At 47.6% G+C, this 26,367-nt stretch carries 28 protein-coding genes; 10 read left to right on the forward strand and 18 right to left on the reverse strand.

Annotated elements, in window-relative coordinates:
- Positions 1-4: 4 nt before the first annotated feature.
- Positions 5-1,369 carry an energy transducer TonB gene (locus tag AC1DYT_RS16615; protein WP_477470686.1) on the reverse strand — a complete coding sequence of 455 codons (1,365 nt, stop codon included), beginning with the start codon at positions 1,367-1,369 and terminating at the stop codon, positions 5-7.
- Complete coding sequence (locus AC1DYT_RS16620) at positions 1,362-1,937, reverse strand: RNA polymerase sigma factor (RefSeq protein ID WP_477470687.1); 576 nt, start codon at positions 1,935-1,937, stop codon at positions 1,362-1,364. Before AC1DYT_RS16620 ends, AC1DYT_RS16615 begins: the two co-directional genes overlap by 8 nt.
- Before the next feature lie 26 nt (positions 1,938-1,963).
- Here AC1DYT_RS16620 and AC1DYT_RS16625 point away from each other — a divergent pair, with 26 nt between their 5' ends.
- Positions 1,964-3,997 (forward strand): YfbK domain-containing protein, encoded by a 2,034-nt coding sequence (locus tag AC1DYT_RS16625; protein ID WP_477470688.1) that lies wholly within the window; start codon positions 1,964-1,966, stop codon positions 3,995-3,997.
- 238 nt (positions 3,998-4,235) lie between these two features.
- Here the strand turns inward: AC1DYT_RS16625 and AC1DYT_RS16630 are convergent, their stop codons facing one another.
- The 4 genes from AC1DYT_RS16630 to pdhA form a co-directional block, all read right to left on the reverse strand.
- Positions 4,236-4,934: an SMUG2 DNA glycosylase family protein gene (locus tag AC1DYT_RS16630; protein WP_477470689.1), complete on the reverse strand. Its 699-nt coding sequence runs from the start codon at positions 4,932-4,934 to the stop codon at positions 4,236-4,238.
- Between the two features lie 34 nt (positions 4,935-4,968).
- Complete coding sequence (locus AC1DYT_RS16635; RefSeq protein ID WP_477470690.1) at positions 4,969-5,757, reverse strand: M90 family metallopeptidase; 789 nt, start codon at positions 5,755-5,757, stop codon at positions 4,969-4,971.
- Positions 5,758-6,116: 359 nt separating this feature from the next.
- Positions 6,117-7,775: a dihydrolipoamide acetyltransferase family protein gene (locus tag AC1DYT_RS16640; RefSeq protein WP_477470691.1), complete on the reverse strand. Its 1,659-nt coding sequence runs from the start codon at positions 7,773-7,775 to the stop codon at positions 6,117-6,119.
- 33 nt (positions 7,776-7,808) lie between these two features.
- The gene (gene pdhA, locus AC1DYT_RS16645; protein WP_477470692.1) at positions 7,809-8,804 is read right to left on the reverse strand and encodes a pyruvate dehydrogenase (acetyl-transferring) E1 component subunit alpha; all 996 of its coding nucleotides are present in this window, start codon (positions 8,802-8,804) and stop codon (positions 7,809-7,811) included.
- Between the two features lie 667 nt (positions 8,805-9,471).
- Between pdhA and AC1DYT_RS16650 the strand changes: the two genes are divergently transcribed.
- Entirely contained in the window at positions 9,472-10,053 is a 582-nt protein-coding gene (locus AC1DYT_RS16650; RefSeq protein ID WP_477470693.1) for a C40 family peptidase, read from the forward strand.
- A gap of 62 nt (positions 10,054-10,115) precedes the next feature.
- Positions 10,116-11,243 carry a CapA family protein gene (locus tag AC1DYT_RS16655; protein WP_477470694.1) on the forward strand — a complete coding sequence of 376 codons (1,128 nt, stop codon included), beginning with the start codon at positions 10,116-10,118 and terminating at the stop codon, positions 11,241-11,243.
- Here the strand turns inward: AC1DYT_RS16655 and AC1DYT_RS16660 are convergent.
- Positions 11,240-11,425 carry a hypothetical protein gene (locus tag AC1DYT_RS16660; protein WP_477470695.1) on the reverse strand — a complete coding sequence of 62 codons (186 nt, stop codon included), beginning with the start codon at positions 11,423-11,425 and terminating at the stop codon, positions 11,240-11,242. The genes AC1DYT_RS16655 and AC1DYT_RS16660 overlap by 4 nt on opposite strands.
- Positions 11,426-11,569: 144 nt before the next feature.
- Here AC1DYT_RS16660 and AC1DYT_RS16665 point away from each other — a divergent pair, with 144 nt between their 5' ends.
- Together AC1DYT_RS16665 and AC1DYT_RS16670 are read left to right on the forward strand one after the other, a co-directional pair.
- Positions 11,570-12,013: a DUF6934 family protein gene (locus AC1DYT_RS16665; protein WP_477470696.1), complete on the forward strand. Its 444-nt coding sequence runs from the start codon at positions 11,570-11,572 to the stop codon at positions 12,011-12,013.
- Between the two features lie 19 nt (positions 12,014-12,032).
- Positions 12,033-12,206 carry a hypothetical protein gene (locus tag AC1DYT_RS16670; RefSeq protein ID WP_477470697.1) on the forward strand — a complete coding sequence of 58 codons (174 nt, stop codon included), beginning with the start codon at positions 12,033-12,035 and terminating at the stop codon, positions 12,204-12,206.
- A gap of 68 nt (positions 12,207-12,274) precedes the next feature.
- On the opposite strand, the gene dxs is transcribed toward AC1DYT_RS16670, so the two are convergent.
- On the reverse strand, positions 12,275-14,206 hold the full coding sequence (gene dxs, locus AC1DYT_RS16675; RefSeq protein ID WP_477470850.1) for a 1-deoxy-D-xylulose-5-phosphate synthase: 1,932 nt from the start codon (positions 14,204-14,206) through the stop codon (positions 12,275-12,277).
- A 135-nt stretch (positions 14,207-14,341) separates the two neighbouring features.
- On the opposite strand from dxs, the gene AC1DYT_RS16680 reads away from it, so the two are divergent.
- Entirely contained in the window at positions 14,342-15,109 is a 768-nt protein-coding gene (locus tag AC1DYT_RS16680; RefSeq protein WP_477461494.1) for a segregation and condensation protein A, read from the forward strand.
- On the opposite strand, the gene AC1DYT_RS16685 is transcribed toward AC1DYT_RS16680, so the two are convergent.
- Both AC1DYT_RS16685 and AC1DYT_RS16690 read right to left on the reverse strand, forming a co-directional pair.
- Positions 15,106-15,339, reverse strand: a complete 234-nt coding sequence (locus AC1DYT_RS16685; protein ID WP_477461495.1) for a hypothetical protein — start codon at positions 15,337-15,339, stop codon at positions 15,106-15,108. The two genes, AC1DYT_RS16680 and AC1DYT_RS16685, sit on opposite strands and share 4 nt — an antisense overlap.
- Positions 15,340-15,833: 494 nt before the next feature.
- Positions 15,834-18,110, reverse strand: coding sequence for a PAS domain-containing sensor histidine kinase (locus AC1DYT_RS16690; RefSeq protein WP_477470698.1), 2,277 nt, complete (start codon positions 18,108-18,110; stop codon positions 15,834-15,836).
- A gap of 396 nt (positions 18,111-18,506) precedes the next feature.
- Here AC1DYT_RS16690 and AC1DYT_RS16695 point away from each other — a divergent pair, with 396 nt between their 5' ends.
- Together AC1DYT_RS16695 and AC1DYT_RS16700 are read left to right on the forward strand one after the other, a co-directional pair.
- Entirely contained in the window at positions 18,507-19,619 is a 1,113-nt protein-coding gene (locus AC1DYT_RS16695; RefSeq protein ID WP_477470699.1) for an SPFH domain-containing protein, read from the forward strand.
- Between the two features lie 31 nt (positions 19,620-19,650).
- Positions 19,651-20,781 (forward strand): zinc finger domain-containing protein, encoded by a 1,131-nt coding sequence (locus AC1DYT_RS16700; RefSeq protein WP_477470700.1) that lies wholly within the window; start codon positions 19,651-19,653, stop codon positions 20,779-20,781.
- 5 nt (positions 20,782-20,786) lie between these two features.
- Here the strand turns inward: AC1DYT_RS16700 and AC1DYT_RS16705 are convergent, their stop codons facing one another.
- The 6 genes from AC1DYT_RS16705 to AC1DYT_RS16730 are packed head-to-tail and all read right to left on the reverse strand — an operon-like array spanning position 20,787 to position 23,637.
- Positions 20,787-21,245, reverse strand: coding sequence for an SRPBCC domain-containing protein (locus AC1DYT_RS16705; protein ID WP_477470701.1), 459 nt, complete (start codon positions 21,243-21,245; stop codon positions 20,787-20,789).
- Positions 21,246-21,264: 19 nt separating this feature from the next.
- Positions 21,265-21,843, reverse strand: coding sequence for a YdeI/OmpD-associated family protein (locus AC1DYT_RS16710; protein WP_477470702.1), 579 nt, complete (start codon positions 21,841-21,843; stop codon positions 21,265-21,267).
- A gap of 37 nt (positions 21,844-21,880) precedes the next feature.
- Positions 21,881-22,438, reverse strand: a complete 558-nt coding sequence (locus AC1DYT_RS16715; RefSeq protein WP_477470703.1) for a DUF4256 domain-containing protein — start codon at positions 22,436-22,438, stop codon at positions 21,881-21,883.
- A 10-nt stretch (positions 22,439-22,448) separates the two neighbouring features.
- Entirely contained in the window at positions 22,449-22,832 is a 384-nt protein-coding gene (locus AC1DYT_RS16720) for a DoxX family protein (RefSeq protein WP_477470704.1), read from the reverse strand.
- 7 nt (positions 22,833-22,839) lie between these two features.
- On the reverse strand, positions 22,840-23,307 hold the full coding sequence (locus AC1DYT_RS16725) for an SRPBCC domain-containing protein (RefSeq protein ID WP_477470705.1): 468 nt from the start codon (positions 23,305-23,307) through the stop codon (positions 22,840-22,842).
- Between the two features lie 6 nt (positions 23,308-23,313).
- Positions 23,314-23,637, reverse strand: coding sequence for an ArsR/SmtB family transcription factor (locus AC1DYT_RS16730; protein ID WP_477470706.1), 324 nt, complete (start codon positions 23,635-23,637; stop codon positions 23,314-23,316).
- 193 nt (positions 23,638-23,830) lie between these two features.
- On the opposite strand from AC1DYT_RS16730, the gene AC1DYT_RS16735 reads away from it, so the two are divergent.
- Together AC1DYT_RS16735 and AC1DYT_RS16740 are read left to right on the forward strand one after the other, a co-directional pair.
- Positions 23,831-25,072: a hypothetical protein gene (locus tag AC1DYT_RS16735; protein WP_477470707.1), complete on the forward strand. Its 1,242-nt coding sequence runs from the start codon at positions 23,831-23,833 to the stop codon at positions 25,070-25,072.
- Positions 25,073-25,151: 79 nt separating this feature from the next.
- A complete protein-coding gene (locus AC1DYT_RS16740; protein ID WP_477470708.1) occupies positions 25,152-25,394 on the forward strand; it encodes a hypothetical protein in 243 nt (80 codons plus the stop codon).
- A gap of 51 nt (positions 25,395-25,445) precedes the next feature.
- Here AC1DYT_RS16740 and AC1DYT_RS16745 read toward each other — a convergent pair whose 3' ends face one another.
- A complete protein-coding gene (locus AC1DYT_RS16745) occupies positions 25,446-25,940 on the reverse strand; it encodes a helix-hairpin-helix domain-containing protein (RefSeq protein ID WP_477470709.1) in 495 nt (164 codons plus the stop codon).
- Positions 25,937-26,218 carry a hypothetical protein gene (locus tag AC1DYT_RS16750; protein ID WP_477470710.1) on the reverse strand — a complete coding sequence of 94 codons (282 nt, stop codon included), beginning with the start codon at positions 26,216-26,218 and terminating at the stop codon, positions 25,937-25,939. Before AC1DYT_RS16750 ends, AC1DYT_RS16745 begins: the two co-directional genes overlap by 4 nt.
- Between the last annotated feature and the right edge of the window lie 149 nt (positions 26,219-26,367).

Here is a 26,367-nt window from a genome sequence, read left to right on the forward strand (position 1 = left end):
ACCCCTATTTCTTATTCACGAAACCTATGCTTTGTGTTATCTCCTGTGGTTGGCCGCTCACATTTCCTTTCCATTTTGGCCCTTTGGCGATGAGGTCGATAGCCTTTTTATCGGCGACGGCGCTAAGGCTTTTGGTGATTTTTATATTGCTTAGTTTGCCATCAGCAGCAACAGTGAATTTAACTTCTACTATCCCCGGTTTCTCTCCTGCGGGCAGGTAACTGTTTTTGGCGATATACACCCGGAAAACCATCCAACCTTTTGCGGGGTGGGCGGCCGTGGGGTCTGTGTCTTCATCGTCTATGGTGTTGCGCGTAATTGCTGCATTATTAGCAGCCGCATTATTTATAGCAGGCAATTTAGTATTTAGTCCGGCTATGTTAACGCTGTCGGCATTTGCATTAGTCTTTAGGTTAGCAAAACCCGAGTACCCTACATCTACAGTTTGGTTTTGAGAGGAGGCAGGCGACCCAAATACTCTGTTTGCATTGTTAGTTAAAGCAGTTGTGGCGTTATTATCGGCCTTTACAGTAATGCCTTGTATAGGCAAAGGGCTGTTATTAGTAGCAACGGTGTTTGGTGAATAGCCGGGCGGCAGGTTTAGTTTATTAAGATCGTAAGCGCTTGTGGGCTTCTTGGGTTCGCTGGTAACACCATCTACTTTGCCGGGCAACGATTGAGATATGGGCCTTTTTTTGATTGCTACGGTAAGCGGCATATGTACCGTATCTGTTTTGGGGGCAGAAATGGCACCTATTACCATCTCATCCAAAGGCATCCTGTTGCTATCCCCTTTTGCCCCCGGCGCGGGCGACATCACTACTTCTGCAAGTGATCCATCTGCATTGTTAACGGTAGCAATAGGTTTGTTGGCTACAATCGCTTTATCTTGGGCTAAATTTGCTTGCTGCCTGCGCAATGCAGAACTAAGCTGCGCTTTTTTGTCGGCTTGCAGGTTAGCCAAATCGATTGCTTTTAGTCGGGCTACGGCAGTAGTAGTATCAGTGGCATCCGCCTGTGATTTCGGTGCTACAGTTACCTGTGCAAGTTTTGGTTGTGTTGGGTCATCATCCTTGTCTTTATAAAGCAGGCCCACCACAATCATAAAACCCACTACGCCGGCGGCGATGGAGATGGTAGTCCAGGGGATGATGCGGCGTGGTTGTTTTTCTGTGCGCTGGGCAAGCTGTTTGGAGAGGATATCCAGATTTCGCTGCTGGTTGCTTCCCGCTATTTGGTAGCCTTCCAGCGCATCCATCAAAAATGGGTCGTGCTGGGCTTCGCGCTCCAGTTGGTGCATAGCTTTGGCATCAAGCTCCCCCTTAAGGTACTTTTGTATCTGCAATATGTTTGGCCGCTGCTTATTCACCGTTTTTTTCCAGGCAAAGCCTTAAATTGCGTTTGCCGTTTTGTATATAGCTTTTTACTTCATTTAAGGTAAAGCCGGTTTGCGCGGCAATATCCTTATAGCACATCTCTTCTAAATAAAATAAGCGCACGCTTTGTTTTTGCGCCGGCATTAATTTATCCATGCATCGCTCCAAAGCCTGTAGCGCTGCCTCTTTATCGGTACTATTATCTTCAGGATGCAAAACCGGGTTGAATTCCATAAACTCATCCAGCCCAACGGTAGGTAATTTTTTATCGTTGCGCAGTTGCATCAAACAATGGTTGCGGCTAAGCACATACAGCCAGCTGCGAAACTGTTTTACCTCGTGCTGCTTTACCTTAACCACCAGTTCTTCAAATATCGCCATCACGGCATCGCGGGCAAGTTCTTCGTCCTTAAGGTATTTAAGGCAAAGGCCAAAAACCAGTGGCATGTGCCTTTCATATAACTTCCCCAGTACGCTTATATCGGCGTTTACGCGATAGCTGGCAACCAGCTCTTCATCTGCGGTATCATCGGGCCTAACTGGTTTTCTGAAGAAGCTCATTAAAAGCCGTAAAATAAATTTTTTTTATGGCTTATGGAAATTTGGTTTCGGCGGCATCCTACCTGCAAAACCAAAAGATGATGAAAAAGATTGTAATACTCATTTTATTAATGGCCGTTGGGCTATTAGGCTTCCGGCGGACGGAAATGCGCGCGATTACCGGTACCGTTACAGCCAAAGACGATGGGCTGCCTATCCCCGGGGCCATCGTGAAGGTAAATGGTACAAGTATCGGCGCACAAACCACCACCACAGGTAAGTATACTTTGAAGGTGCCAGAATCGGCTAAAACCCTGGTGGTAAGTTTTTTGGGTTATAATACAAAGGAAGTGAGTATAGGGCAAAGCGATACAATCAACGTAGCGCTGGAAACCAATTTTACCAGCATAGGAGAGGTAGTTGTTTCCGGCTCTTTGGGCGTAAAGCGCGCTAAGAGGCAATCGGGCTACGCTACAACAAGGATTGCAGGTAAAGAAATAAAGCAAAGGCAGGCAACTTTTGCCTACGGTTTAAGCGCGAAAGTTGCCGGGCTGGCTGTGCAAAGCACCGACAAAAGCATCGATCCAAACCTGAAAATACAGTTAAGAGGAAATCGTGCCCTTGCCGACACGCTGGATAACGAAAGCTATACGGCTGTGGTAGAAAATACCTTCCTGAAAGCCAAAACTACGCCGCTCTCTACGTTTTCGGTAGATGTGGATGCGGCATCGTACAGCAATTTTCGCAGGTTTATCAATAGCGGCCAGCTGCCCCCGCCGGATGCCGTGCGCATTGAAGAAATGATCAATTACTTTAAATACGACCTTGCCGGGCCAACAGATGGCGGGCCGGTAGCCATCCACACAGAACTTTCCTCCGCGCCATGGAATCCTAAGCATCGTCTGCTGCGCATCGCCCTTAAAGCCAAAACTATCCCTACAGATAACCTGCCCGCATCAAACCTGGTGTTTTTGATAGACGTATCGGGGTCTATGAGCGACGAGAATAAGCTACCGTTGGTAAAATCATCGCTGAAGATGCTTGCAGATCAGCTGCGCCCCCAGGATAGGGTGGCCCTGGTGGTGTATGCTGGCGCGGCAGGCGTGGTGCTACCATCAACCCTCGGCGATAAAAAGGCTACCATTTATAATGCTATCGACAATTTAAGCGCGGGCGGATCTACCGCCGGCGGAGAGGGTATAAGGCTGGCCTATAAAATTGCCACCGAAAACCTGATGAAGAAAGGCAATAACCGCATTATACTGGCTACCGACGGCGATTTCAACGTTGGCGCATCCAGCGATGGCGATATGGAGAAACTAATCGTGAAAGAACGCGAAAGCGGTATATCGCTATCTGTTCTGGGCTTCGGCATGGGTAATTATAAAGACAGCAAAATGGAAACCCTTGCCGATAAAGGCAACGGCAACTACGCCTACATAGATAATATTACCGAGGCCCGCAAAACCCTCATCAGCGAGTTTGGAGGCACTTTGTTTACCGTTGCCAAGGATGTAAAACTGCAGGTGGAGTTTAACCCGGCGCATGTACAGGCATATCGTTTGCTGGGCTACGAAAACCGCATACTGGCCGACCAGGATTTTAACGACGATAAAAAGGATGCCGGGGATATGGGATCGGGTCATAGCGTTACGGCCTTTTACGAAATTATACCAGTGGGCGTTACCGATAGCTTCAGCGGCTCGGTAGACCCGCTGAAGTATCAACGGCCCGCTGCGATTAATATCCCCGCAACGGCGGGCAACGAACTGCTGACCATCAAATTCCGCTACAAGGAGCCAACCTCTAACAAAAGCAAGCTTAACCAGGCCGTTGTGAAGGATGTACCCCTCGATTTTGATAAAACCACCTCAGATTTCAGGTTTGCCGCAGCCGTTGCCGAAACCGGTATGCTGCTGCGCGATTCGCACTTCAAGCAAAACTCCAGCTTTGCGCAAGCCATCAGCATAGCCAATGCCGCTCGTGGCAATGATGCCGAAGGCTACCGTGCTGAGTTTATCCGTTTGGTGGAGAGCGTACGGTTACTGGCCAAGACGGCGATGGTGGTGGATGATAAATAAACTATCGCGCAGGCTTAATTTATAGTGTTGGGTTTGAAACCTTGGGTGTTCGAAAGAACAACAAACGTTATCCCGAACTTGTTTCGGACCCCCACAGGACAGATGATCGGCATGGATGGTGGCTTAGTATAGTGGCTACTTTTATGATGGGGTGTTGAAATAAATTCAACATGACGGCTGTTTTAAAGGTTCCGAACGCGTGAGGGTTTTGAACCCATCGCTTTGGCGATCAAGATAGTTAACTCTTCATCCGCGCAAAAGCCTCCAGATATTTATCGATATAAAATGCCTTGGATTTGCTTTTATATTGCATGATGAACCGGGGATGTTCCAATGCGATAACCTCTTTAAAGAAACCGTATTGAGCGTTCACCTTTTTGATAAATTTTTCGTTTTGGCCTGTGCCGAAACAGAAGCAAAGGTCGGTATCGATACCCAGTACTATTTGTTTCTTAAAGTTATCAATGATATAAGGCGTTACGGCTTCGGTTAATACCGGGCTGTCGTAATAGTTGTAGTTCTTTTCCCTGCCTTTTGCATCTATGGTGGTAAAACCAAGCGGACAAACAGAATTGATGTAAATATCCTTGTAAAACGCTTCAGGCCCGCCGTAAGCATTTATTACCTCGTAAACGAATACTGATGAAGGCTCGTGTGTTACGCGGCCCTCGTAGGCAATATGGCACTCGCTTACGAGCCGCTTTGGGTCGGTAAAAGGGATGCCTGTTAAGCCGCTCCCGAACCTGCCGGGATTGATACCCATAATGAGGTGGCGCTTATGGTGATCCGCATAATACTTGCTATAAAACTCTTCGGATATGCGGAATACCTCCGGCTCTTCGCGAAAGGGGTTCATGATGCGGATGCCCGCGGGCAGGGGAGGGCCGGTGTATTCCAACCCGCGGTTAAATTCGATTACTTTATCGGCGAACGTCATGGAAGGGGTTTGATTCGGATTTAGAGTTTCGGATTTAGGATTTTGTTGATGGATCCTGCCCGAATGCCTTGCTCAACATATCATACAATTCCGGGTGCTTGGTTTGGAATTGCTCGGGCTTGGTAAAGAAATACTCCGATACTACCGCCAAAAACTCCGCCTCGTTGGTGGTGGCGTATGGGTTGATATCTGAATGCCCCTCTTCTATCCTATGAATTTCCTGGTGCATCATTTTTACCCAGGGTTCAACGTATTCATGCTCCAGGAAACCTTCGGGTATGCCATCCGTTGCGCCGTCGACCTTATCCAGCAGGTGCACAAATTCGTGGATGCCGGTGTTCTCTTTGCCGGAGTTTTTGGAGAAGCCTTTTATTAGCGCTGCGCGGGAAAGTATCATTTGCCCGTTCATATAGCCGCTGCCTACCATGCCCATAATGTTACGGCCCTCGCCCTCGTTGCCTTCAAACTCAAAATCTTTGTTGAAGGTGTCTGGATATAAAAGCACGTTGGTGACGTTGCGATAGGTCCAATCCTTAAAACCGAAGATGGGGATAACGGCACTGGCGGCCACCATCATACGGTCGGTATCTGTAAGTTCCAGGCCAACGCCTTCTATGCGTACATCATCCAGGAATTGCTCTATCTTATCTTCGAAGTAAAGTTTATCGGTATCGCTGAGGTGGTTGTAGAATTGGACATGGCTTGTGAGAATTTGCTTTTGGGCGGGCGTTAGTACAGCTTGCGTTGGCTTGTATTTACGGCGCATCTTTTTTATGGCATATAAAAGGATGGCGATGAAGAATGCGGAAACAACAATGAGCATGGGAGCAAGATAACAAAAAAACACAATTACCGCCGGGCCAACCACGTTATCATCGAGGCTCCAAAAGCTTGTTTCGGCGACAGGCGAACGCCCCAAACGCCCATTTTTCCGGGCAACCAGGATCCGGTAAGATTTACTCGGAAAACCACAGAAAACCACAGAAAAACCACAGGTTTTTGCAAACCGCCTTTTTGCTGTGCGAAACTGTACGAGATTGTACGAAACTGTGTCGAGGTTGTAGGAAATTGTACGAGCTGTACGGATGATGGCTAACCGGGTATAAAACAAAAATAGCGATGAGCCTAAACCCATCGCTATTCTAAATTTCTAAATCCGAAATCGAAATTCCGAACCCGAACTTATATCAACAGCCTTACCGGCTCTTCCAGTAATTGTTTCAGTGTTTGCAGGAATGCGGCTGCCAGTGCGCCATCAACCACACGGTGGTCTGAGCTTAGGGTAACCTTCATTACGTTGCCCGGTACTACTGCGCCATTTTTCACAACCGGCACTGCTTGTATGCCGCTTACTGCAAGGATACATGCATTTGGCGTGTTGATGATGGCCGTAAACTCGTCTACACCGAACATTCCTAAGTTAGATATGGTAAAGGTAGAGCCTTCCATTTCGGCTGGCTGCAATTTTTTGTTTTTTGCTTTGCCGGCAAGCTCTTTCACTTCCTGAGAGATGTGGCTAAGCGTTTTGCCATCGGCAAATTTAATAACCGGTACCAGCAGGCCTTCGTCTACCGCTACGGCTACGCCGATGTGTACATGCTCGTTGGTGCGTATCTTATCGCCCAGGAACGATGAGTTGATGGCCGGATGTTGTTTTAAAGCAACAGCCACGGCTTTCACCACAAAATCGTTGAAGGATATCTTAACAGGCGCAACATCGTTTATTTTGCCACGGGCCGCAATTGCCTGGTCCATATCTATCGACATGGTAACGTAGAAATGCGGCGCAGTGAACAAGCTTTCTGATAACCTGCGGCTGATTGCTTTCCGCATTTGCGTAACGTTACGCTCGGTAAATTTCTCTTCACCTGTGTAGGTTGGCAATACTACCGGTGCTTTTGCAGGTGCAGTAGCGGCCGGTGCTGCGCTTGTAGCAGCGGCAGGCTGGGCCTGTGGCTCAGCAGCCGAAGGCGTAAAGCTTTCTATATCTTTTTTGATGATGCGGCCGCCGTCTGCGCTGCCTTTTACATCATTAAGGTTAATACCTTTGTCTTTTGCAATTTTGCGTGCCAGTGGCGACGCTTTTACGCGGCTATCGTCTTCGGTAGAACCTGTTGCGGTAGCGCTTGGTGCAGCGTCAGAGCTTGCGGTAGGTGCAGATGCTTCTGCCGGAGCAGCTGCAGCAGGGGCATCGTTACCACTATCCAATAACGGGGTGATATCTGTACCGGCTTTACCTACAATGGCTATGATGCCATTTACAGCAACAGCTTCGCCTTCTTTAACACCTATATACAATAAAGTACCTGCTTCGTAACCAACAACTTCCATGGTAGCCTTATCGGTTGCCACATCAGCCAATGAGTCGTCGGCCTTAACGGTATCGCCAACTTTAAAGTTCCATTTTTCAATGGTGCCTTCGGTCATGGTATCACTAAGCAAGGGCATGCGTATAACAGCGGCCGGTATGCTTGACAAATCAACCTTTGGTTTTGCTTCGACAGGTGCGGCTGGTTTTTTATCTTCGGCAGGTGCTGCTTCTGGCGCTTTTGTTTCAGCGGCAGGTGCGGCATTGCCCTCTAATAACGCTTTATAATCTTCGCCCTCTTTACCTAATACTGCGATGATGGCATCAACAGGTACAGCATTACCTTCCTGCACGCCTATGTAAAGCAGGGTGCCATCCTGGTACGATTCAAAATCCATCGTGGCTTTATCGGTTTCTATCTCGGCCAATACATCGCCCGATTTCACCGTGTCGCCAACTTTTTTATGCCATTTTGCCAATACCCCTTCGGTCATGGTATCGCTCATTTTAGGCATTTTAACTACTTCAGCCATATACTGTTTGTTGTTAATATTTAGGTATAATAATTAGTCGCGGATGTAAGGATAATCCTGTTGTACATAAACATCGGTATAAAGCTCCGATGCTTCGGGCCACGGCGATTCTTCGGCAAACTTCACCGCTTCGTCTACCTGTGCTTTTATCTTGGCATCAATTTCTTCGAACCAGGCATCGTTAGCGTAACCTTCTTTTTGGATGGCCAATTTTACCACTTCTATAGGGTCTTTCGCTTTGTAGCTTTCCAGCTCTTCTTTTGTGCGGTATTTCTGCGGGTCACTCATCGAGTGGCCTTTGAAACGGTAGGTACGCATTTCCAGGAAGGTCGGGCCTTCGCCACGGCGTGCACGCGATACGGCTTCGTCCATGGCGTTGTGTACTGCAACGGGGTCCATGCCGTCAACCGGCGATGACGGGATGCCGTAAGGCAAGCCAAGCTTATAAATATCTGTTTGGATAGTGGTACGCTCTACTGAAGTACCCATGGCGTAACCGTTGTTTTCGCAAACAAAAATTACGGGCAGTTTCCATAAAGCAGCCATGTTGAAGGTCTCGGTTAATGCACCCTGGCGCACGGCACCATCACCCATGTAGGCAATATTAACATTATCAGTGCCTTTGTATTTTTCGGCGAAAGCTACACCTGCACCCATTGGTATTTGGCCACCCACAATACCATGCCCGCCATAAAAGTGGTTTTCTTTGTCGAACATGTGCATCGAGCCACCTTTACCCTTAGAGCAGCCGGTTGCTTTGCCATACATTTCGGCCATGATAGCGTTTGGAGAGGTGCCTTTAGCTAATGCGTGCGCATGATCGCGGTATGCGGTTATCAAGCTATCCTCGTGGCGTATAACCGACATGGCGCCGGCCAATACTGCTTCCTGCCCAATGTACAGGTGGCAAAATCCACGGATTTTTTGCTGACCGTATAACTGGCCAGTTTTTTCTTCGAATTTCCGCATTAAAAGCATAGACTCATACCACATCAGGTAGGTGTCTTTAGTTATTTCGATTGAACTCATTTATTAAAAACAATTCTAAGAGAATGTGCAAATCTAATTATATCTCGCAAATAACCGAAACTGCAACGAATTTGTTGTAAAGATTTATTTAATATAGATATAACCTTTTTCGGCCCCGGGATGCACTTTTGGCTAAAAGCAAAATTTCATTTGGGTAGTGTGTAAAAAGTACGCTTTATAAGGGCGCAATATATTGGTTTTCCGTAATAATCTTTTCGATATAGATACTGCTTAAAAGTGTGCGTAGCAGAGTTTGACTGCAGAAAATCACAGAGAAAGGCGCAGTTTGCGCAGAGTTTCAACTGATTGTAACAACACCACTCCAAAAAACACCAATAAAAACCCTTCGTGTTCCTCTGTGGTTGAAATGTCGGGCCTTGTCTTAATTGGAAATTTCCCACATTCACGCTACCCCACCCGGGTTTAAACGAAAAATATTTATTAAGCTGAAAATTAACAGTTTAGACATTTATCGCTTTTAAGAGTATTCACTTTAACGATAATTTTATTAACATTGATTAATATTTTCTACCCCAACGAACATGAAATTAATTTCATTATTTATTTGGTGGTTTAGAATATTTGTATAGTTTTGTATCTAACAATAGACACACTGTCTGATTTAATATACGTTTGTTGTCCCCTAATCAACAAAAAAAGAGATTAAATGAAGAAAATTGCACTTGCTATTGCACTATTTATGAGCGTTTTGGCCGCACAGGCTCAAACAAAAACCGTTCCAGTTCAGCCGGCCGATTCGGACGATCAGGAATCGTTAGCTAAAGATTATCTTTCGCAAATTATGGGAGTAGCCCTGTCGGCAACTTCTAACATGAAACTTTTCAATTTTGTGCACGATTGGATCGGTACCCCATACCGTTTCGGAGGCAGCTCAAAAAAGGGCATCGACTGCTCTGCATTCACAAAGCAATTGTACAGTGATGTATTTAATTTGACCATCCGCCGCAGCTCACGCGATATTTTCAGCATGGTTGACCCGGTTAGCAAAGACGATTTGAAAGAAGGAGATTTGGTTTTCTTTAAAATACATAGCCGCCGCATTTCGCATGTGGGCATATACCTGGGCAACAACAGGTTTGCGCACGCTTCGTCTCGTGGTGTGGCCATCAGCAGTTTAGATGATGCTTACTACAGCCGTTACTTTTTTAAAGGTGGCCGCATGCTGGAATCGTTCAAGACCGGGCTAAGCAGCGATAACGTGGATAAGCCGGGGCCGGACAACAACTAATTAAACCTAAATTATTATATTCGTAATCCCCCCATCAGCAAATGGAGGGATTTTTTTTGCTTATGACACCAGGGCCTAAACTTATTTCCTTTTGCGTGCTCTGCCTGGCTATAGCTGGTTGCATCAACCCGGCTATGCAGCAGGCTGCTAAAAAGCCTGTTATTGCAACTATCGCCGACACCATAACCCCAAAACCGCCCGTAGATAGCACGATACACATAGCCGCCGTTGGCGATATGATGCTGGGCACCGCATACCCCAACAGCAGCGGCTTGCCGCCCGATAGCGGCAGGAACAGTTTTAAGGAGGCCCTGCAAGATCTGCGCGATGCCGATATATCCTTCGGTAACCTGGAAGGCGTGTTGCTGGATACCGGTGCGCCATCGGCCATGAAGCTGAAGTTTCGCAGCAAGCCCTATTTGTTTAAGATGCCCGAGTATTATGGCGGTATTTTTAAAGATGCCGGTTTCGATATGCTGAGCGTGGGTAACAACCACAGCAACGATTTTGGGCTGAAGGGACGTGATAATACCATGAAAGTGCTGGATAGCCTGGGCATCCACTACGCCGGGCTTAAAACATCGCCCACTAAAATTTTTACACTTAACGGCGTTAAGTATGGTTTTTGCGCTTTCTCGCCAAACAGCCAAACGGTATCGCTGCTGGACATAGAGGGCGCCACGGCCATCATCAAAGAGTTGAAGCAGCAAAGCGATATCGTTATCGTATCGTTTCATGGTGGGGGCGAGGGCGTTGCTTTTGAGCACGTAACCCATGCCGCCGAATCGTATAAGGGCGAGCGGCGCGGCAACGTGCATGCCTTTGCCCATGCAGCAATAGATGCAGGTGCGGATGTGATACTGGGCAATGGCCCCCATGTAAGCCGCGCCATGGAATTGTATAAAGACAGGCTGATAGCCTACAGCCTGGGTAATTTTTGCACCTACCGTAGCGTAAGTGTAGAAGGTGTTTGCGGCCTTGCGCCGCTGCTTAAATTACGCATAGATAAAAAAGGCCGCTTTTTGAGCGGCAATATCGTATCGTACCGGCAATCGCACGATAGGGGGCTGCAACGCGATACGCTTAACCGCGCATCGCTCCGCATAAAAATGCTTACCGAAGCCGATTTCGGGCAGCCGGGCCTCAGTATTTCCAACGACGGCGTAATCATGCCGCTTGCGGTTAACTAAGCCTCGTCCTTAGTGTTGCGTACCAGACTGATGCCGGTGGAAAAGAATAGTATCGAAATTACGCCAACTACGATCAATGTGGTGGCCGCCCCTTTGTGGTTGATAACTTCAACCCCTGTCCAAATAAGGCCGATGATACCCAATACGGTAAGCACTGCGCCGAAAGTTCGTTTTAAATTCATGTGTTTTTATAGGTTATGTACGTTTTGCATAGATGTAAGGTATTAACCTGTTTTTGGGCGGTTTGTTTTGAGGAGGGGGTGTTGGCTTAAGCATCAAAAAGCCTTATACTTGAGTTTTAATTACCAACGCCTTATTGTTACCCAATGCATTTAGATAGTTATGACTACAGGGCCGGAGATAATTTCCAGGATTTTTCGTTTTACAGCGAAGGGCCTAAGGGAAGGATAAAAAAGATTGTTATCTATTCTAAAATCCAAGATGCCCCAACTATTTATAATTTGGCTTTTGGTGATGAAAGTTCGGTCAACGGATGTGTTGATGATAAAGTCGTATCTAATAACAATGATAGGGACATCGTGCTGGCTACTGTCGCAAAAACAATTAACAATTTTTGTGACCATTGTGGCAATCATCTCATTTACGCCAAAGGAAGCACACCATCCCGGACAAGGCTATACCAAATCGGTATTGGGCGGTTATATCACGAAATTAGCACAGAGTTTGAGGTTCTTGGCATAATAGGGGATGAAGCACATGTGTTTCAAAGCAACGTTAATTATGATGCTTTTTTGATTAAGAGAAAATAAACCAATATATTTGATATTAATGAAAGGAGTTATGATGCAAGCAGCTAAAAAAACAAAAGCAGAAAAAGGATATGGCAAAATGACTATTGATCCTAATATTAAGAGTCATGCTAACGACCCCTTTGTTTTGAAGAAAATAGAAGAAGCAAGGGAAACTCTTAATAAGTTAAAACTGCCCGAATATTTAAAGTAGTAGTCGCGTATAAATAAAAAGCGATTGGTCACCCCAATCGCTTTTTATTTAATGGTATCAGGCGCTTTTTACGAAGCTATTGTATGCTTATTGCATTTGATATCCAGGCTTTGCACTTTGGCAACTATGGCTGCGGCATCGTACCCGCATTCGGCCCAAAGCTCGGGCTGTTCGCCATGTTCTATATACCTATCGGGGATACCCAGGCGGATAACATTGGTAGCCTGGTAATTATTGTCGGCCATAAACTCTAACAGAGCCGTGCCCATGCCACCTTCCACGCAGCCATCTTCCACCGTAATTACGCAGCGGAACTTGCTGAAAACCTCGTGCAGCATAGCGGCATCCAATGGTTTTACGAAACGGAGATCGTAATGGGCGGGGTAGTAACCTAGTTCGTTTAGCTGAGCCGTAGCTTTTAATACCTCGTTGCCGACTGCACCGATGGATACGATTGCTACATCCTCGCCGTCAGAAATCTTTCGGCCCTTACCCACCGGGATGGCTTTGAAAGGTTTGCGCCAGTCTACCATCACCCCATTGCCGCGTGGGTAGCGTATGCTGAAAGGCCCCATATTTTCCTGCTGTGCAGTGTACATCAGGTTGCGCAGTTCTTCCTCGTTCATAGGTGCAGATACCACCATGTTTGGGATGCAGCGCATATAGGCCAAGTCATAAGCGCCGTGGTGGGTTGGCCCATCGGCACCGGCGATACCGGCACGGTCTAAACAGAACACTACGTTTAGCTTTTGAAGGGCCACATCGTGTATCACCTGATCGTAAGCGCGCTGCATAAAGCTGCTGTAGATGTTACAGAAAGGCACAAGGCCCTGTGTAGCCAATCCCGCAGAAAAGGTAACTGCATGCTGCTCAGCAATACCCACGTCAAACGCGCGGTTAGGCATGGCCTTCATCATCAGGTTAAGCGAACTGCCCGATGGCATAGCCGGAGTGATACCCATTATCTTAGGGTTTGCTTCGGCCAATTCTATAATGGTATGGCCAAATACATCCTGGTATTTAGGCGGTTGCGGCTTATCATACTTTGTCTTTTTTATCTCGCCGGTTATCTTGTCGAACAAGCCGGGGGCGTGCCATTTGGTTTGGTCCTTTTCGGCCAGAGCATAGCCTTTACCTTTTACGGTAATGCAATGCAACAGCTTAGGGCCGGGGATATCGCGCAGGTCTTTAAGTACTTTTACCAAATGCTCCACATCATGCCCGTCGATAGGGCCAAAATAGCGGAACTTCAGCGCCTCGAAGAAGTTGCTGCGTTTAAGCAGGGTGCCTTTTATGCTTTTCTCAATCTTCTTAGCAATTTTAAAAGCATCCGGGCCAATGGCCGATAGCTTGGTGAGCACGGTTGCTATATCGTCCCTAAACCGGTTGTAGGGTTTAGAAGTGGTAATGTCGGTAAGGTATTCTTTCAGTGCGCCCACGTTGGGGTCAATCGCCATGTTATTGTCGTTCAGTATCACCAGCAGGTTGCTGTTTTCGATACCAGCATGGTTTAGCGCCTCAAAGGCAAGCCCGGCTGTCATGGCGCCATCGCCTATTACGGCCACGTGTTGCCTGTCGCTTTCGCCTTTGTATTGCGAAGCCACCGCCATACCCAATGCTGCCGAAATGGAGGTAGAGGAGTGCCCAACGCCAAAGGTATCGTAAATGCTTTCGCTACGTTTTGGGAAACCGCTGATGCCCTTGTGCAGGCGGTTGGTGTGGAATTGCTCGCGGCGGCCGGTAAGTATCTTATGCCCGTATGCCTGGTGGCCCACATCCCAAACCAGTTGGTCGTAAGGGGTGTTTAGCACATATTGCAGGGCAACCGTAAGTTCAACCGTACCCAGGCTGGCAGCAAAGTGCCCTCCGTTTACCGATACCACATCAATGATATACTGGCGCAGCTCGTCACACACCTGTTTAAGTTCTTCTTCCTTAAATTGCTTTAAATCAGATGGATTGACAATCCTTTTTAACAAATCACCGGCGGGTACCTGCATGGACATTCTTTAGACGTATTTAACTTACAAAGTAAGCGATATTATGCGATAAAATCAGAATAGTATAAAGGTAAATAATGTTTTGCAAATAACATTTATAATTGTTTACCGTGTTTTAACTGTATTTTTGGGCGTATGACCGATGATAGCTTCGCGATAAGGCTGCCCCAGTTTGAGGGCCCGTTCGATTTGCTCCTGTTTTTTATAGAGCGCGACGAACTGGATATACACGATATCCCCATCGCTAAAATTACAGACGATTTCCTGCAATACATCCACCACATGACGGTGCTGAACATGGAACTGGCCAGCGAATTTATCTTTGTGGCGGCCACGCTGATGCGCATTAAAGCCAAGATGCTGCTGCCGCGTTACAATAGTGGCGAGGAAGAGAACGAATTGGATACCAAGGAGGGGCTGATACGCAAGCTTATCGAATACAAGAAATTCAAGGAGCTTTGCGAGGAGATACGCCCTTACGAGGATGAGCGTTTTAAACAGGAAAAGCGAGGCAACATTAAGCAGGACCTGGAGCAGGTGGAGAAAGTGACCGTGCCCGGCGAAGAACTATCAGAAATAAACCTGTACAAGCTAATGGTGGTTTATAACCGCCTGATGAAGCAATACCTCACCCGTACGGAAACCGTTACCCATACCGTGGTGCAGTACCCCTACACCATCGAGAAGCAGAAACAGGCCATACAAAACCTGCTACAGATAAACAAACGGCTCGATTTTGGCAGCATTGCCGCCGGCAGCGAAAACAAAGTACACTTCGTGTACAATTTTTTAGCCGTGTTGGAAATGCTGCAGCAGGAAATGATAGATATACAAATTGGGCTTGGCTTCAACAACTTTTGGATAGCGCCAAGAGGAGAGATGCAACCCCCAATGCCGGATTAATTATTACCTATATCCGCCAACTCGCTTACATCCGTTTTTAGTTTTTTAGCTTTTTTTTGCTGCCTTTTTAGGTAATCTTTGGCGTGTTCCTTCAGTTCTGCTGCTGCGGCATCTATATCGGCTTTGCGTTTGATATACAGGTAGGTAATAGCCCCGGCAAAAATGGCCCCTAAGGTTAAGCCGGCTACCAGTAATTTGCTGTTATCGTGTTTTTTGAATGGATTTTTCATAGCGTTGTTTTTTATGAGAACGCACCGACGTGGCTTTTAGTTCTCACAAATGTTAAAAAGAGGAGTAAGAGATTAATTGCAGCCATGCTCAGACCTAGTTAATAGATGTTTATTTGCTCTGCGCAACTTTTGCACGGACCGGTTGCACACTGCCCTGCGATTGCTGGTTGCATTTGCCCAATAGCACCCAAATAATAATGAATATGATAATGGTTGAGAAGCACCCGCCTCCCAATTTTTTTGCGCCCCATGCCGCGATAAGCCCCCTGAAAAAATTATTCATTTGATGTGTTTTGTAGGTAAACACTGCTCATTCGATAAGGTTTTGCAGGGCCGTTATTTTGCCGCGGGATATCGATAAACTCAATCTGAGGATTTGATATCGAACGCCGAACGTCCAATATTTAATGATGAAGGAAAAAACTTCGGTGTTGGATATTCGAAATTCATAATTTGATATTCTTACCCCGCTGGTTTTTCTTTACTCGAATCGCTTATTTCAACGGAAACTCCAGCTTAAAGGTGCTACCCTTATCTACGGCACTTTCCACCGTAATTTTGCCGCCGAGGCGGTTAACCTGTGTTTTTACCATAAACAGGCCCATGCCCTTGCCCTCAACGCTCAGGTCGAAACGCTTGTACAGACCAAATAGATGCCGCCCGTCGCGCTGCATATCTATCCCCTTGCCATTATCTGTAAAATAAAGGCAAGCTTTGTCGCCTTCGGTTTTGCTGACGATGGTGATTACCGGCGCTATATCTACACGATGGTATTTTATGCTGTTTACGATAAGGTTTTGGAAGATGCTGTACAGGTAGCCTTTAAGGCTGGTGAGTTCGCTTATGGCGTCAAAATCGCAAATGATTTGCGCATTGTTTTTTTGAATGAGCTGGCTGTTGGCCGATTTTACTTCGTCTATCAACAGCGGCAGCGAAACCAGTTCCAGCGTATCGTTTGCCTGGCTGTTTACCTGCAAAATATGATTAAGATCGATAATAACCTTATCCAGGTTGCTTACCGATGTATTGAGGGAGTTGAGGGCGATGGCGTTTTCGTCGTCCGGCGGCATATCATCAGATAACAGATTTGCCAGGCCCATTATATTTGCCACCGGCGCGCGCAGGTTGTGCGATACGATGTAGGTAAATTGCTCCAGGTCTTTATTCCGCTGTATCAGGTCGGTCGTAATGCGGTCGCGTTCCTGGTCGGCTTGTTTCTTCGCGGTGATATCTTTCAGGGTAAGAATTATGCCGATTGGCTGGCTTTCGGGGTTCAGCACGTTTACCCAGCGTACCTCGAACCATTGCATCTGGTCTGCGGTAATCCGATACGATACCTCGTAGGCAATTGGCGATTTCCGGCGTAGCTTTTGCAAAATATGCTTCACGTCGGCAACCCTTTCTGGCAGGCAGTAATAAAATGCCGATTCGCCTATCCTCAGCTCGGCTTTAAAATACACATCGGCCAGGCGGCGGGCGTTGTTGTTGAACGATTGCAGCCGGGCATCCATATCGAAGAGGATAATGGCAAGGTCGGTATTCTCGAACACCGACCGCAGGTTCGACTCCGACTGCAGCATCGATGCTTCGGCCAGTTTACGTTCGGTAATATCGCGTATAAAAACAGATAAGCCCTGCGGCGAAGGATAAATATGGCTTTCCTGCCAAAGCCCAAGCGGCGGGTAATAATCTACGTTTAGTATGTAGCGCTGCTCTTCCATAGCCAGCCTGAAAGCCCTGTAAGTTGAAGAGTTAATGGCATCGGGGAATAGATCCCATACATACTTCCCTATCAATTGCCCTGCCTCTATACCTACCATTTCGCCAATGCGGCGATTGGCATAGGTATAGCAAAAGTTCCTGTCGAGTGCTATGAAGCCGTCTGTAATACTCTCTAGTATGTTGCCTATCTGCCTGTTTTTATCGCGCACCTGTTCTTCGGCCAGTACGCGATCGGTAATGTCCCTAAAATTGCATACTATGGCTTCTACGTCGGGGTCGTTTAGTAGGCTGTTAAGCACGCACTCTACCCATAGATAGTGCCCCTGTTTATGCTGCGTGCGGTAAGTAATCACGGTAGGTTCGCCCGGTTTAGACCTTGCCAAGGCAAATAATTCTTTCGTAGCCACCACATCGTCCGGATGGACCAGCGTATCGTATCTCCTGTCGGCCACCTCGTCGTTGCTCCAGCCGGTTATCCTTGCTGCCGAACGGCTGCGGAACAGTACGTTCCAATACCTGTCAAACAGCAGGATGCCATCGTAGCTGTTCTCTATCAGTTCTTTAAAACGGCGCTCGCCTGCAATTATCTTTTCGGTGTTTGCTTTTACCCGGCGTTCCAGTTCGGCATTTACCAGCGTTTTCTGGTCGTCCTTTTTTTTTCGGGCGGTAATATCGCGGACTATCTTGGCGAAGCCTTTCAAGAAACCATCTTCGTCGTACAAGGTGGTGATAACTACGTCTGCCCAGAATAACGAACCATCCTTACGTACTCGCCAGCCCTGGGTTTCGTGGATGTTGTTCTTCAGGGCATTGTTAAGATTATTACGCGCTGCGTTTTGCTGGCGGTCTTGCGCGGTATAAAACATGGAAATATGACGGCCTATCACCTCCTCGTTATGGTAGCCTGTGATGTTTTTGGCACCCTGGTTCCAGCTAAGAATATATCCGTTTGCATCCAGCATGTAAATGGCGTAATCTTCTATCCGGGAAATGAGTAGCTGCAACAGCTTTTCGTCAAAATTATTCGGCATCAGTTCAGGCTTGGGCATAACCATAATTGTTAATCTGGTTAATCTTCAATATTAACTCCAAATTAGCACATGCGGGATGCTTATACAAGCATCCGGATTTCTTGTAAGGCAAATGGAGTTGATGGGTTATCTTCCCGGTTTGCCGAATCGGCAATTTTGTAACCGGTAGATAATCAAGTGTATGTATGGTGAAATATAAGGTAGGGTTAGTTAATGAACGGCCAGATTGAGCAAGTTTTTCTGTCAGGCCTGATACAAAAATGGATAAAATGAACAGTAAATAATGATGCGAAATAAATGCGGTCATCATAAAAAAGGCGCGTGAGCAGCATTAAAAAAAATTAAAAACCACGAAGGCTTGCGTGCATCGGGCTTTTTTTTCCATCTTTAAACTTAATTAAACCTAAAAAGCATATGGGCCTTTTCAGTAAACTGCTCAACGAGTTAATAGATGTAATAGAGTGGGTAGACACCACCCAGGATACCTTGGTGTGGAAGTTCCCGCGCAATGATAACGCCATAAAAATGGGCGCGAAGCTTACCGTACGCGAATCGCAGGCGGCTATATTCATGAACGAGGGCCGCATTGCCGATGTTTTCCTGCCCGGCATGTACGAACTGCATACCGAAAATATGCCCATACTCACCACCCTGCAAAGCTGGAAGTACGGTTTCAATAGCCCCTTTAAGGCCGACGTGTTTTTCGTGAGTACGCGCCAGTTCGTAAACCAGAAGTGGGGCACCAAAAACCCGGTTATGCTGCGCGATGCCGAGTTTGGCCCGGTAAGGCTGCGCGCTTTCGGCTCGTTCAGCTTCAAAGTGCAAAATCCTAAGATGTTCCTGACCGAGGTATCGGCCACCAACCCTGATTTTGTTGTAGAATATATAGACGAGCAACTGCGCAACACCATCGTAGCGCGCGGTATGGATGCCGTGGCGCAATCGAAAATACCGGTGCTTGACCTTGCCGCCAGCTACAACGAGATGGGGCAGCTGATAGCCCAAACCATACAGCCCGATTTTGCCGAGCTTGGCCTTAACCTTACCAAATTGCTGGTAGAGAATATCTCGCTGCCGCCCGAGGTAGAAGAGGTGCTTGATAAACGCAGCTCGATGGGCATATTGGGCAATTTGGGTGCTTATGCGCAGTTCCAGGCGGCAAACGCCATGGAGAAAGCCGCAGAGAACACCATAGGCGGTAACCTTGGCGCCGCAGGCATGGGCCTTGGCGTAGGCGCTGCCATGATGGGCCAGGTGGGTAACGTTTTTAAGCCGGGCAATTTCGATGGCAATAACCCTTCCGGGGCAGATGCGCCGCCGCCGTTGCCTTCTACCGCATACCATATTGCCATTGACGGGAAATCTGACGGGCCGCACAGCCTTGCCGAGATCGGTGCGATGGTGGCATCGAAAGCCATTACTAAAGATACCGTGGTTTGGACAAAAGGTATGGCCGGATGGGCCGCCGCAGGCACCGTGGCCGAACTTGCCGGTTTCTTTGATAATGAACCGCCACCATTACCCTAACCATCATCCTTTAAAACCTAATACCTCATAAATGAACGGACCTGTAAAGCCGGCCGATAGCATCAGCAAATCGTTGAAGTGCGCGGGATGCGGTGCCCTGCTACACTTTGTACCCGGCACGCGTACTCTGCAATGCAGTTATTGCGGCGAAAGCAATACCATAGCCGATACCGGAGACAATGATGCAATAGTACCTGTTGATTATGATGAATTTGTTGCCGGGATAGACGTTGATAAACAAACCGACGACATCAAGGTAGTCGATTGTAAGAACTGCGGCTCGCAAACGGTGCTGGATGCAGCCATAACGGCGGATAAATGCCCTTTTTGTACCGCGCCATTGGTGCTGAACCTGCAGGCCGGCAAAGAATATGTGCCGCCGCATTATATTTTGCCCTTCGAGGTTACCCAAAAGCAAGGCGCGGAATTTTTCCAGAAATGGCTTAAGGGCTTGTGGTGGTCGCCCAGCGACCTGGCGCAGAAAGCCGGAGGCAGCACATCTACCTTAAATGGCGTTTACCTGCCTTATTGGGCCTACGATACCGATACCGTAACCGATTACACCGGCGAGCGTGGCGACTACTACTACACCACCGAGACCTACACCGAAACGGTTGATGGTAAAAGCCAAACCCGCACCCGGCAGGTGCGGCACACCAGCTGGTCGTATGCGTCGGGCACCGTTGAATGCAGCTTCCGCGACCTTTTGGTGGCTGCCAGTAAATCGCTCCCCGAGAAAACCTTGAACAAGCTTACGCCCTGGAAACTGCACATGCTGGCACGGTTCGATGAGCGTTACACCAGCGGTTTTCGTTCAGAAACCTACCAGCTGAGCCCCGAGCTGGCATTGGAGAAAGCGAAGGCACAAACCGTTTCAGAGATTGATTCGGCTATCCGCAGCGATATTGGCGGTGATGAGCAACGGGTTGATAATACCGATACCGATTACCAAAACAAGGCTATCAAATACATCATGCTGCCGGTATGGGTAAGCGCCTACAATTACAACAATAAAGTGTACCAGTTTACGGTAAACGCCAGTACCGGCGAGGTAATTGGCGAACGGCCATTAAGCGCTATCAAGATTGTGCTTGCCGTGCTGCTCGCACTTGCATTGATTGCGGTGGCAGTGTTCCTGTATATGCAGAATGCGAACAGGTAGGGGGTTTATCCGTGTATCTTGCTAAGATACACCTGCAATCTTTCCGCTGTTTGGGCAAAGCCTTCGCTAGCTTTGTATTTAATTTCGACCAGATCGAACAACTCTTTGGTCTCGTATAGCTTATACCAGCTGAGGAGCGTCGTATTGCCCTGGCTTTCAAATTGGATGGTAGCGATAAAGTTGGGGCCGAAATGCTCGTGTATGAGTTTTTTATGTTCTACAACTTCCCTGAACAGGGTTTTGTTAGGATAAGCTGTGCCATCTGGCCCGTGCATGGTAAAGAGCCACTCACCGCCGGCCTGCACATCCATTATGTCGATGGTACTGGTAAAACCGTTTGGCCCCCACCAATGCCTGATGTGTTCGGGCTGCGTCCATACCTCCCAAACTATAGCTGTCGGAGCATCCAACAACAGAGTGCTCATCTGCTCTCGGCCTGTTGGGTCGGTGTTTTCGTTTTGCATTACTTATGGGTTGTAGTCGTTAATCGTCCAGCCCCTTCCCCTCTAATATCCTTGGGATGCATTTCGCTACCCTGGCCTCACGGGTTTTGGCCTGTTTGGGCTGCGAAAAATACAGCAGGTAACCTCGCTGGCGGCCTGGCGTTAAGGCCTCGAAGGCGGTTTTAAGGGGCGGAAGCTCATCCAATTTAAGCCGGAATTCTTCGGCCATTTCAAACTCCTTTGTCTTTTTCAACTCAACCTTCAGGCCGGCTTTTTCTACTTCTATGGCCTCAAAGATGTAGGTTTTTAATACAGGTTCCAGTTCGACAACTTCGGCTATTTCCGTAAACCTCACCTGCCGCGCCGCCTGTACGTTCTCCGTCTGCTGGATGAGGATGCCACGCGCATCATTCAATAACGCGCCTTTAAAGAACAGGTACGCGCAATATTCTTTAAAAACATGTATCAGTACAATGTTGCTTTGCTTGTAAGTATAGCAGGGGCATCCCCACTTCAGCTCCTCTTCCAGTCCGCAGCCGAGCGCAATAGTCCTGAGCCGGGTAATCTCCTGCTGCCATTTGCCGGGCTTCGCGAAATAAAAATCGACTTTAGGGTTCATGATATTGGTTGTACTATGCTAAGCTACAAATTCATACCTACACCATCAAACATCCCCGGAAGCCTCGCGCAGCGTAATAAGATTCTGCCCCATTGTGGTAATAGAACACAGTATCGTACCGCCTGTCGCAAAAAACCGCGCCGCCTAGCTTACGGATGTTGGCAGGCGTTTTTATCCAACTGGATGTTTTCAGGTCGAACTGCCCAAGCGTTTGCAGGTGCCGGTATTGCGCTTCATCCAATAATACGATGCCCATTTCGGCAGCCATATCTATCACGCTGTTTGCGGGTTTATGCTCCTTCCGCGAGTCGAGTGCCTCACGGTCGTAACACAGGCTACGGCGGCCTTTAGGGCTTTCGGCGGCGCAATCGTAAAAGGCATACTGGCCTGTGGCTTCATCGTAGCTTACCACATCGGGTTCGCCATCGGTTATTTCCATTTCATCAAGCACCCATAGTATTTCGGGGCTGGCCTCCAATTTTGGCTGTACGTCGACCCAAACCAGTCCAGGGTGGCGGCCCATATTTTTAGCGAAGCGGTTCTTCAGGATGTCGAGCAGTCCCGCTGTTTCTTCCGCAGATAAATTCTTTTTCATGGCTGTTTATTTATTGATTTACAGATGTAATCTTCCTATCAGCAGGCCTTAGATACCACGAAGATATTGTAAGGGCGATGAGTAACACCGGCCCGAAAAGCTCCTTTGCCGCATCGCCGATGGCCAGATGTGAATACACTGCGCCCGACATCGCAAAGAAGAAGCCCGCGTAAGCCCATTCTTTCAATACGGGGAATTTAGGCATTAAAACGGCAACAACGCCCAGTATTTTCCAAACACCCAACAGAGGTAAAAAGTAGGCTGGGTAGCCCAGATGCTCCATCATCGTTAATTCTTCTTTTTGTTTGATGAGCTGTACGATGCCGGTAGCCGTCATCCCCAGGCCTAGCCAAAGGGTGGTGAACCAATAGAGGATTTTATGAGTCTTGGTCATGATAGTTTTATTTTAGTTTGTTTACGATTTCCTGGAGGCGGTTATGCGCCATGTTAAGTCCTTGCGCAAAAGGCAGTTTCAGCATCTGATCGCGCAGCGCGCCGGATTTATACAGGCTGTGGATAACGAGTTTGCTGGTGCTATCGCTTAGCTTTTCGAACGTCAGGAACTCCAGCTGTACGCCGAACGGCGCGTTAGCCATCTCGAATGTGCGCGTTATTTTCTCGTTCGGCACCCATTCGTGGAACACGCCGTCGGCACTGAATACTACCTTGCCATTCGCATCGCTGGTTTCATAGGCCCAGCCGCCATGCTTTTTGTTTTCGAGTTTAAGCACTTTGGTGCCCATCCACTGCGAAACGATTTCGGGCTCGGTATGTGCCCTGAACAGTAAATGCACCGGCAGGTCGAACTCCCGGGTAATGGTTAAATCGTGCTTGCCTTCTTCGGCAGTAATTTTTGTCTTCAGTTCCATAGCAATTTATGTTTTAGATTGGTAGTTTTTCATGATGTCTTCCAGTTTGTTGAACCTCTCGTCCCACATCTGGCGGAAAGGTTCTATAAAGTCGGCTATATCTTTCATTTTACCGGGGTTTAAATGATAGTGGATCTCCCTGCCACTTTGCGTTTGCTTAAGCAGCTCGCACTCGGTGAGTATTTGCAGGTGTTTTGATACCGTTGGCCTTGCGGTATCGAAGTTGGCCGCGATAGCGCCTGCAGTAAGCGCCTGCGAGGCCAGCAGCAAAAGTATGGCGCGACGGGTGGGGTCGGCAATGGCCTGGAATACGTCTCTTCGTAAATTCATTTGCGTAGCTATTTGACTACAAATATATATGTAGCTATTTAACTACGCAAGTGTTTTTTTAAATTTTTTCCGGCAGGAAAGTAGGGGCGAAAAAATAATTCAGTAAAAACTTTGAAATGCAAAGTACTTTCCATTAACTTTGTATCACAAAGGACTTTTAAGCTTGCGACCAAACGAAATTAATCCATAAACAATGAAAGAGGAGATACTTACCCACCAGCACGATGCCCGCCAGCTGGAAAAACTGTACCGGGGCAACAAAGGGCTTTTTAAACGCGAGTTCAGCGTGCTCTACCCCGAGCTTGCCGGCGACACGCTTGCCGATTTCTGGCACGAAAGGCTCAACTATGAAACCGAAGAAACCAACTGGGGCAGCAGCGGCGACCTTTTAATGGTTGTGATCGCATGCGCGTTCGCAGGGCTGATAGCCAAGCTGCCGGCCATCTTCCATATTGATGAAGAGCTATTTTATTCCCGCAACGTAGGTTTTATCGTATTCCCGTTGCTTACGGCATATTTCGCCTGGAAGAATAAATTGTCCATCGGCAAAATCGCCTTCGCGGCGGTGGCTACTATCGCGGGCCTGCTTTTTATCAACCTGTTCCCGCATGTAAGCAAAAGCGATACGCTCATTTTATCCTGCATCCATTTGGGGCTATTCTTATGGGCGATATTGGGCTTTGCTTTTGTGGGCGATGCCAAACTGAACCATGACCGGCGGCTGGGCTTCTTAAAATACAACGGCGATTTGGTGGTGATGACCGCGCTTATCCTGCTGGCAGGCGGTATCATGTCGATGATTACGGTTGGGCTTTTCTCGCTTATCGGCTTCAATATCAATAACTTTTATTTCGAGAACGTAGCTATATACGGGCTCGCCTCGGCGCCGATAGTAGGTACCTATCTTACGCAAACCAACCCGCAGCTGGTTGGGAAGGTATCGCCCATAATTGCCAAAATATTCAGTCCGCTGGTATTGGTAATGTTGGTGGCCTACCTTGTTGCCATGATTTACTCGCGCAAAAACCCCTATAATAACCGCGAGTTCCTGCTCATATTCAACGCATTGCTTATCGGCGTTATGGCACTCATCTTCTTTTCGGTAGCCGAAACATCTAAGGCTAAGGGAAGTATGCAGACCTGGGTGCTGTTCCTTTTATCTGCGGTAACCATCATCGTAAACGGCATTGCGCTATCGGCCATTTTGCTCCGAATTACGGAGGGGGGCTTTACACCCAACCGCGCGGCGGTGCTTGGCAGTAATGCATTGATTTTGATAAACCTGCTGTTGGTAACCGTGCAGCTTTTTAAAGCAGCCACCAAAAAAGGCGAGATAGCCGGCGTAGGCAAAGTAATTGCCGCATACCTGCCGGTATATTTTGCCTGGGCGGTTATCGTGTTGTTTATATTCCCCCTGATTTTTGGTTTTAAGTAATCGTTACGTTTTGTTTTGTGTGGCAAGCCCCGGCGCAGGTAGCGTCGGGGTTTTGTTTTCAATTTATTATAATAGGATTATGCATTATCTTGGCTCGATAACCGCCCTCGCCGGCAATAAACCCATTGCTTTAGGCGAAGTTGGCGAACTGCCCGGCGCCGAGGTATTGAAAAAACAACCCCGTTGGGCCTGGTTTATGTACTGGCACGACCCATCGCCCAAAGGCTTCGAAGCCTACCAAAACCCGCAGGTGCTAAACTTGAAGGATTTGCCATGGGTGAAGGTGAAACAGCCAATGATGTTTTATCCGATAATAAAGTAGGGGAAGGCAACGTCAATATAAAGGCCGCCGCTAATTGATCTGTTTGATAGCCTAATCCCTTTGATAGGCATTCATTTTAGGATATTTTTCACCCGCGTACCAGGGCGTTTGCGGCCGGTTGGCAGGGAAGCCATGCTGTTCACGATAAGCCTTACGTTCTGCTGTAAAATGCCACCAGCGTTTGCTATCGTCACGGTTTTCGATGTAATGCACCAGCAGCCTGTAGGAATCTTCCACACATGGGTCGGCCCAGCTACCACAAAATTTTTCAAAGGCATCAAAGAGTTCTACCGCGTCTTTCCCTTTAAGCTGGGCTAAGGAATAATACCCCTGGCCGATAAGTTCTTCTGCGAAATTGATACCCAACGAGGGGATGCTTTGAAACTCCGCAAGCGCCTGTAATTCTTTAGCGCGATGCGGCGATGCGTTCAGTAGTACAGCAACTTCATCCGGAGCATGATCCTGTAACATCTTTTGGCTGATCTTTTTGGCTTTCAGCGTTCGCTTTTCTGTTTCGGTCAACCGGTAATTAATGTTCTTTTTCATAGCACTTCTACATAGTTGATAATGAATTTCGCTACCTGTTCCTGCTCAATAACATTCAGGTCGTCTCCATCGTAAATCCAATAACCATCCGCATCAAATAAAACCCTGCCCAGGTTTTCGTCGGTTTGATCGTAAGCGGTATATAGTTCGTAACACTGGTGCCCAACAGGTGCATAAGACGGCACTACCCTAATTACCTCACCGGCACCGTTGTGCCGGTTAAGCCAGGCTTTTGCCTCATCCCGCAGGAATATTTTTGACTTGAGCTGCTGCATCATTCAAAGCTTTTTTTCAAAGATAAATGAAAAGCTAATATTTTTAGTATTAACGCGCCTGAAATATTAAAAAAAATGGCTGATGATTCTTCCGGACTGTTTCCGCCAGCGGCGTGGAATGCAGGCAAGACCAAGCGAAATCCTCACTACTT

The organism is Mucilaginibacter sp. P1_D10 (assembly GCF_056406215.1).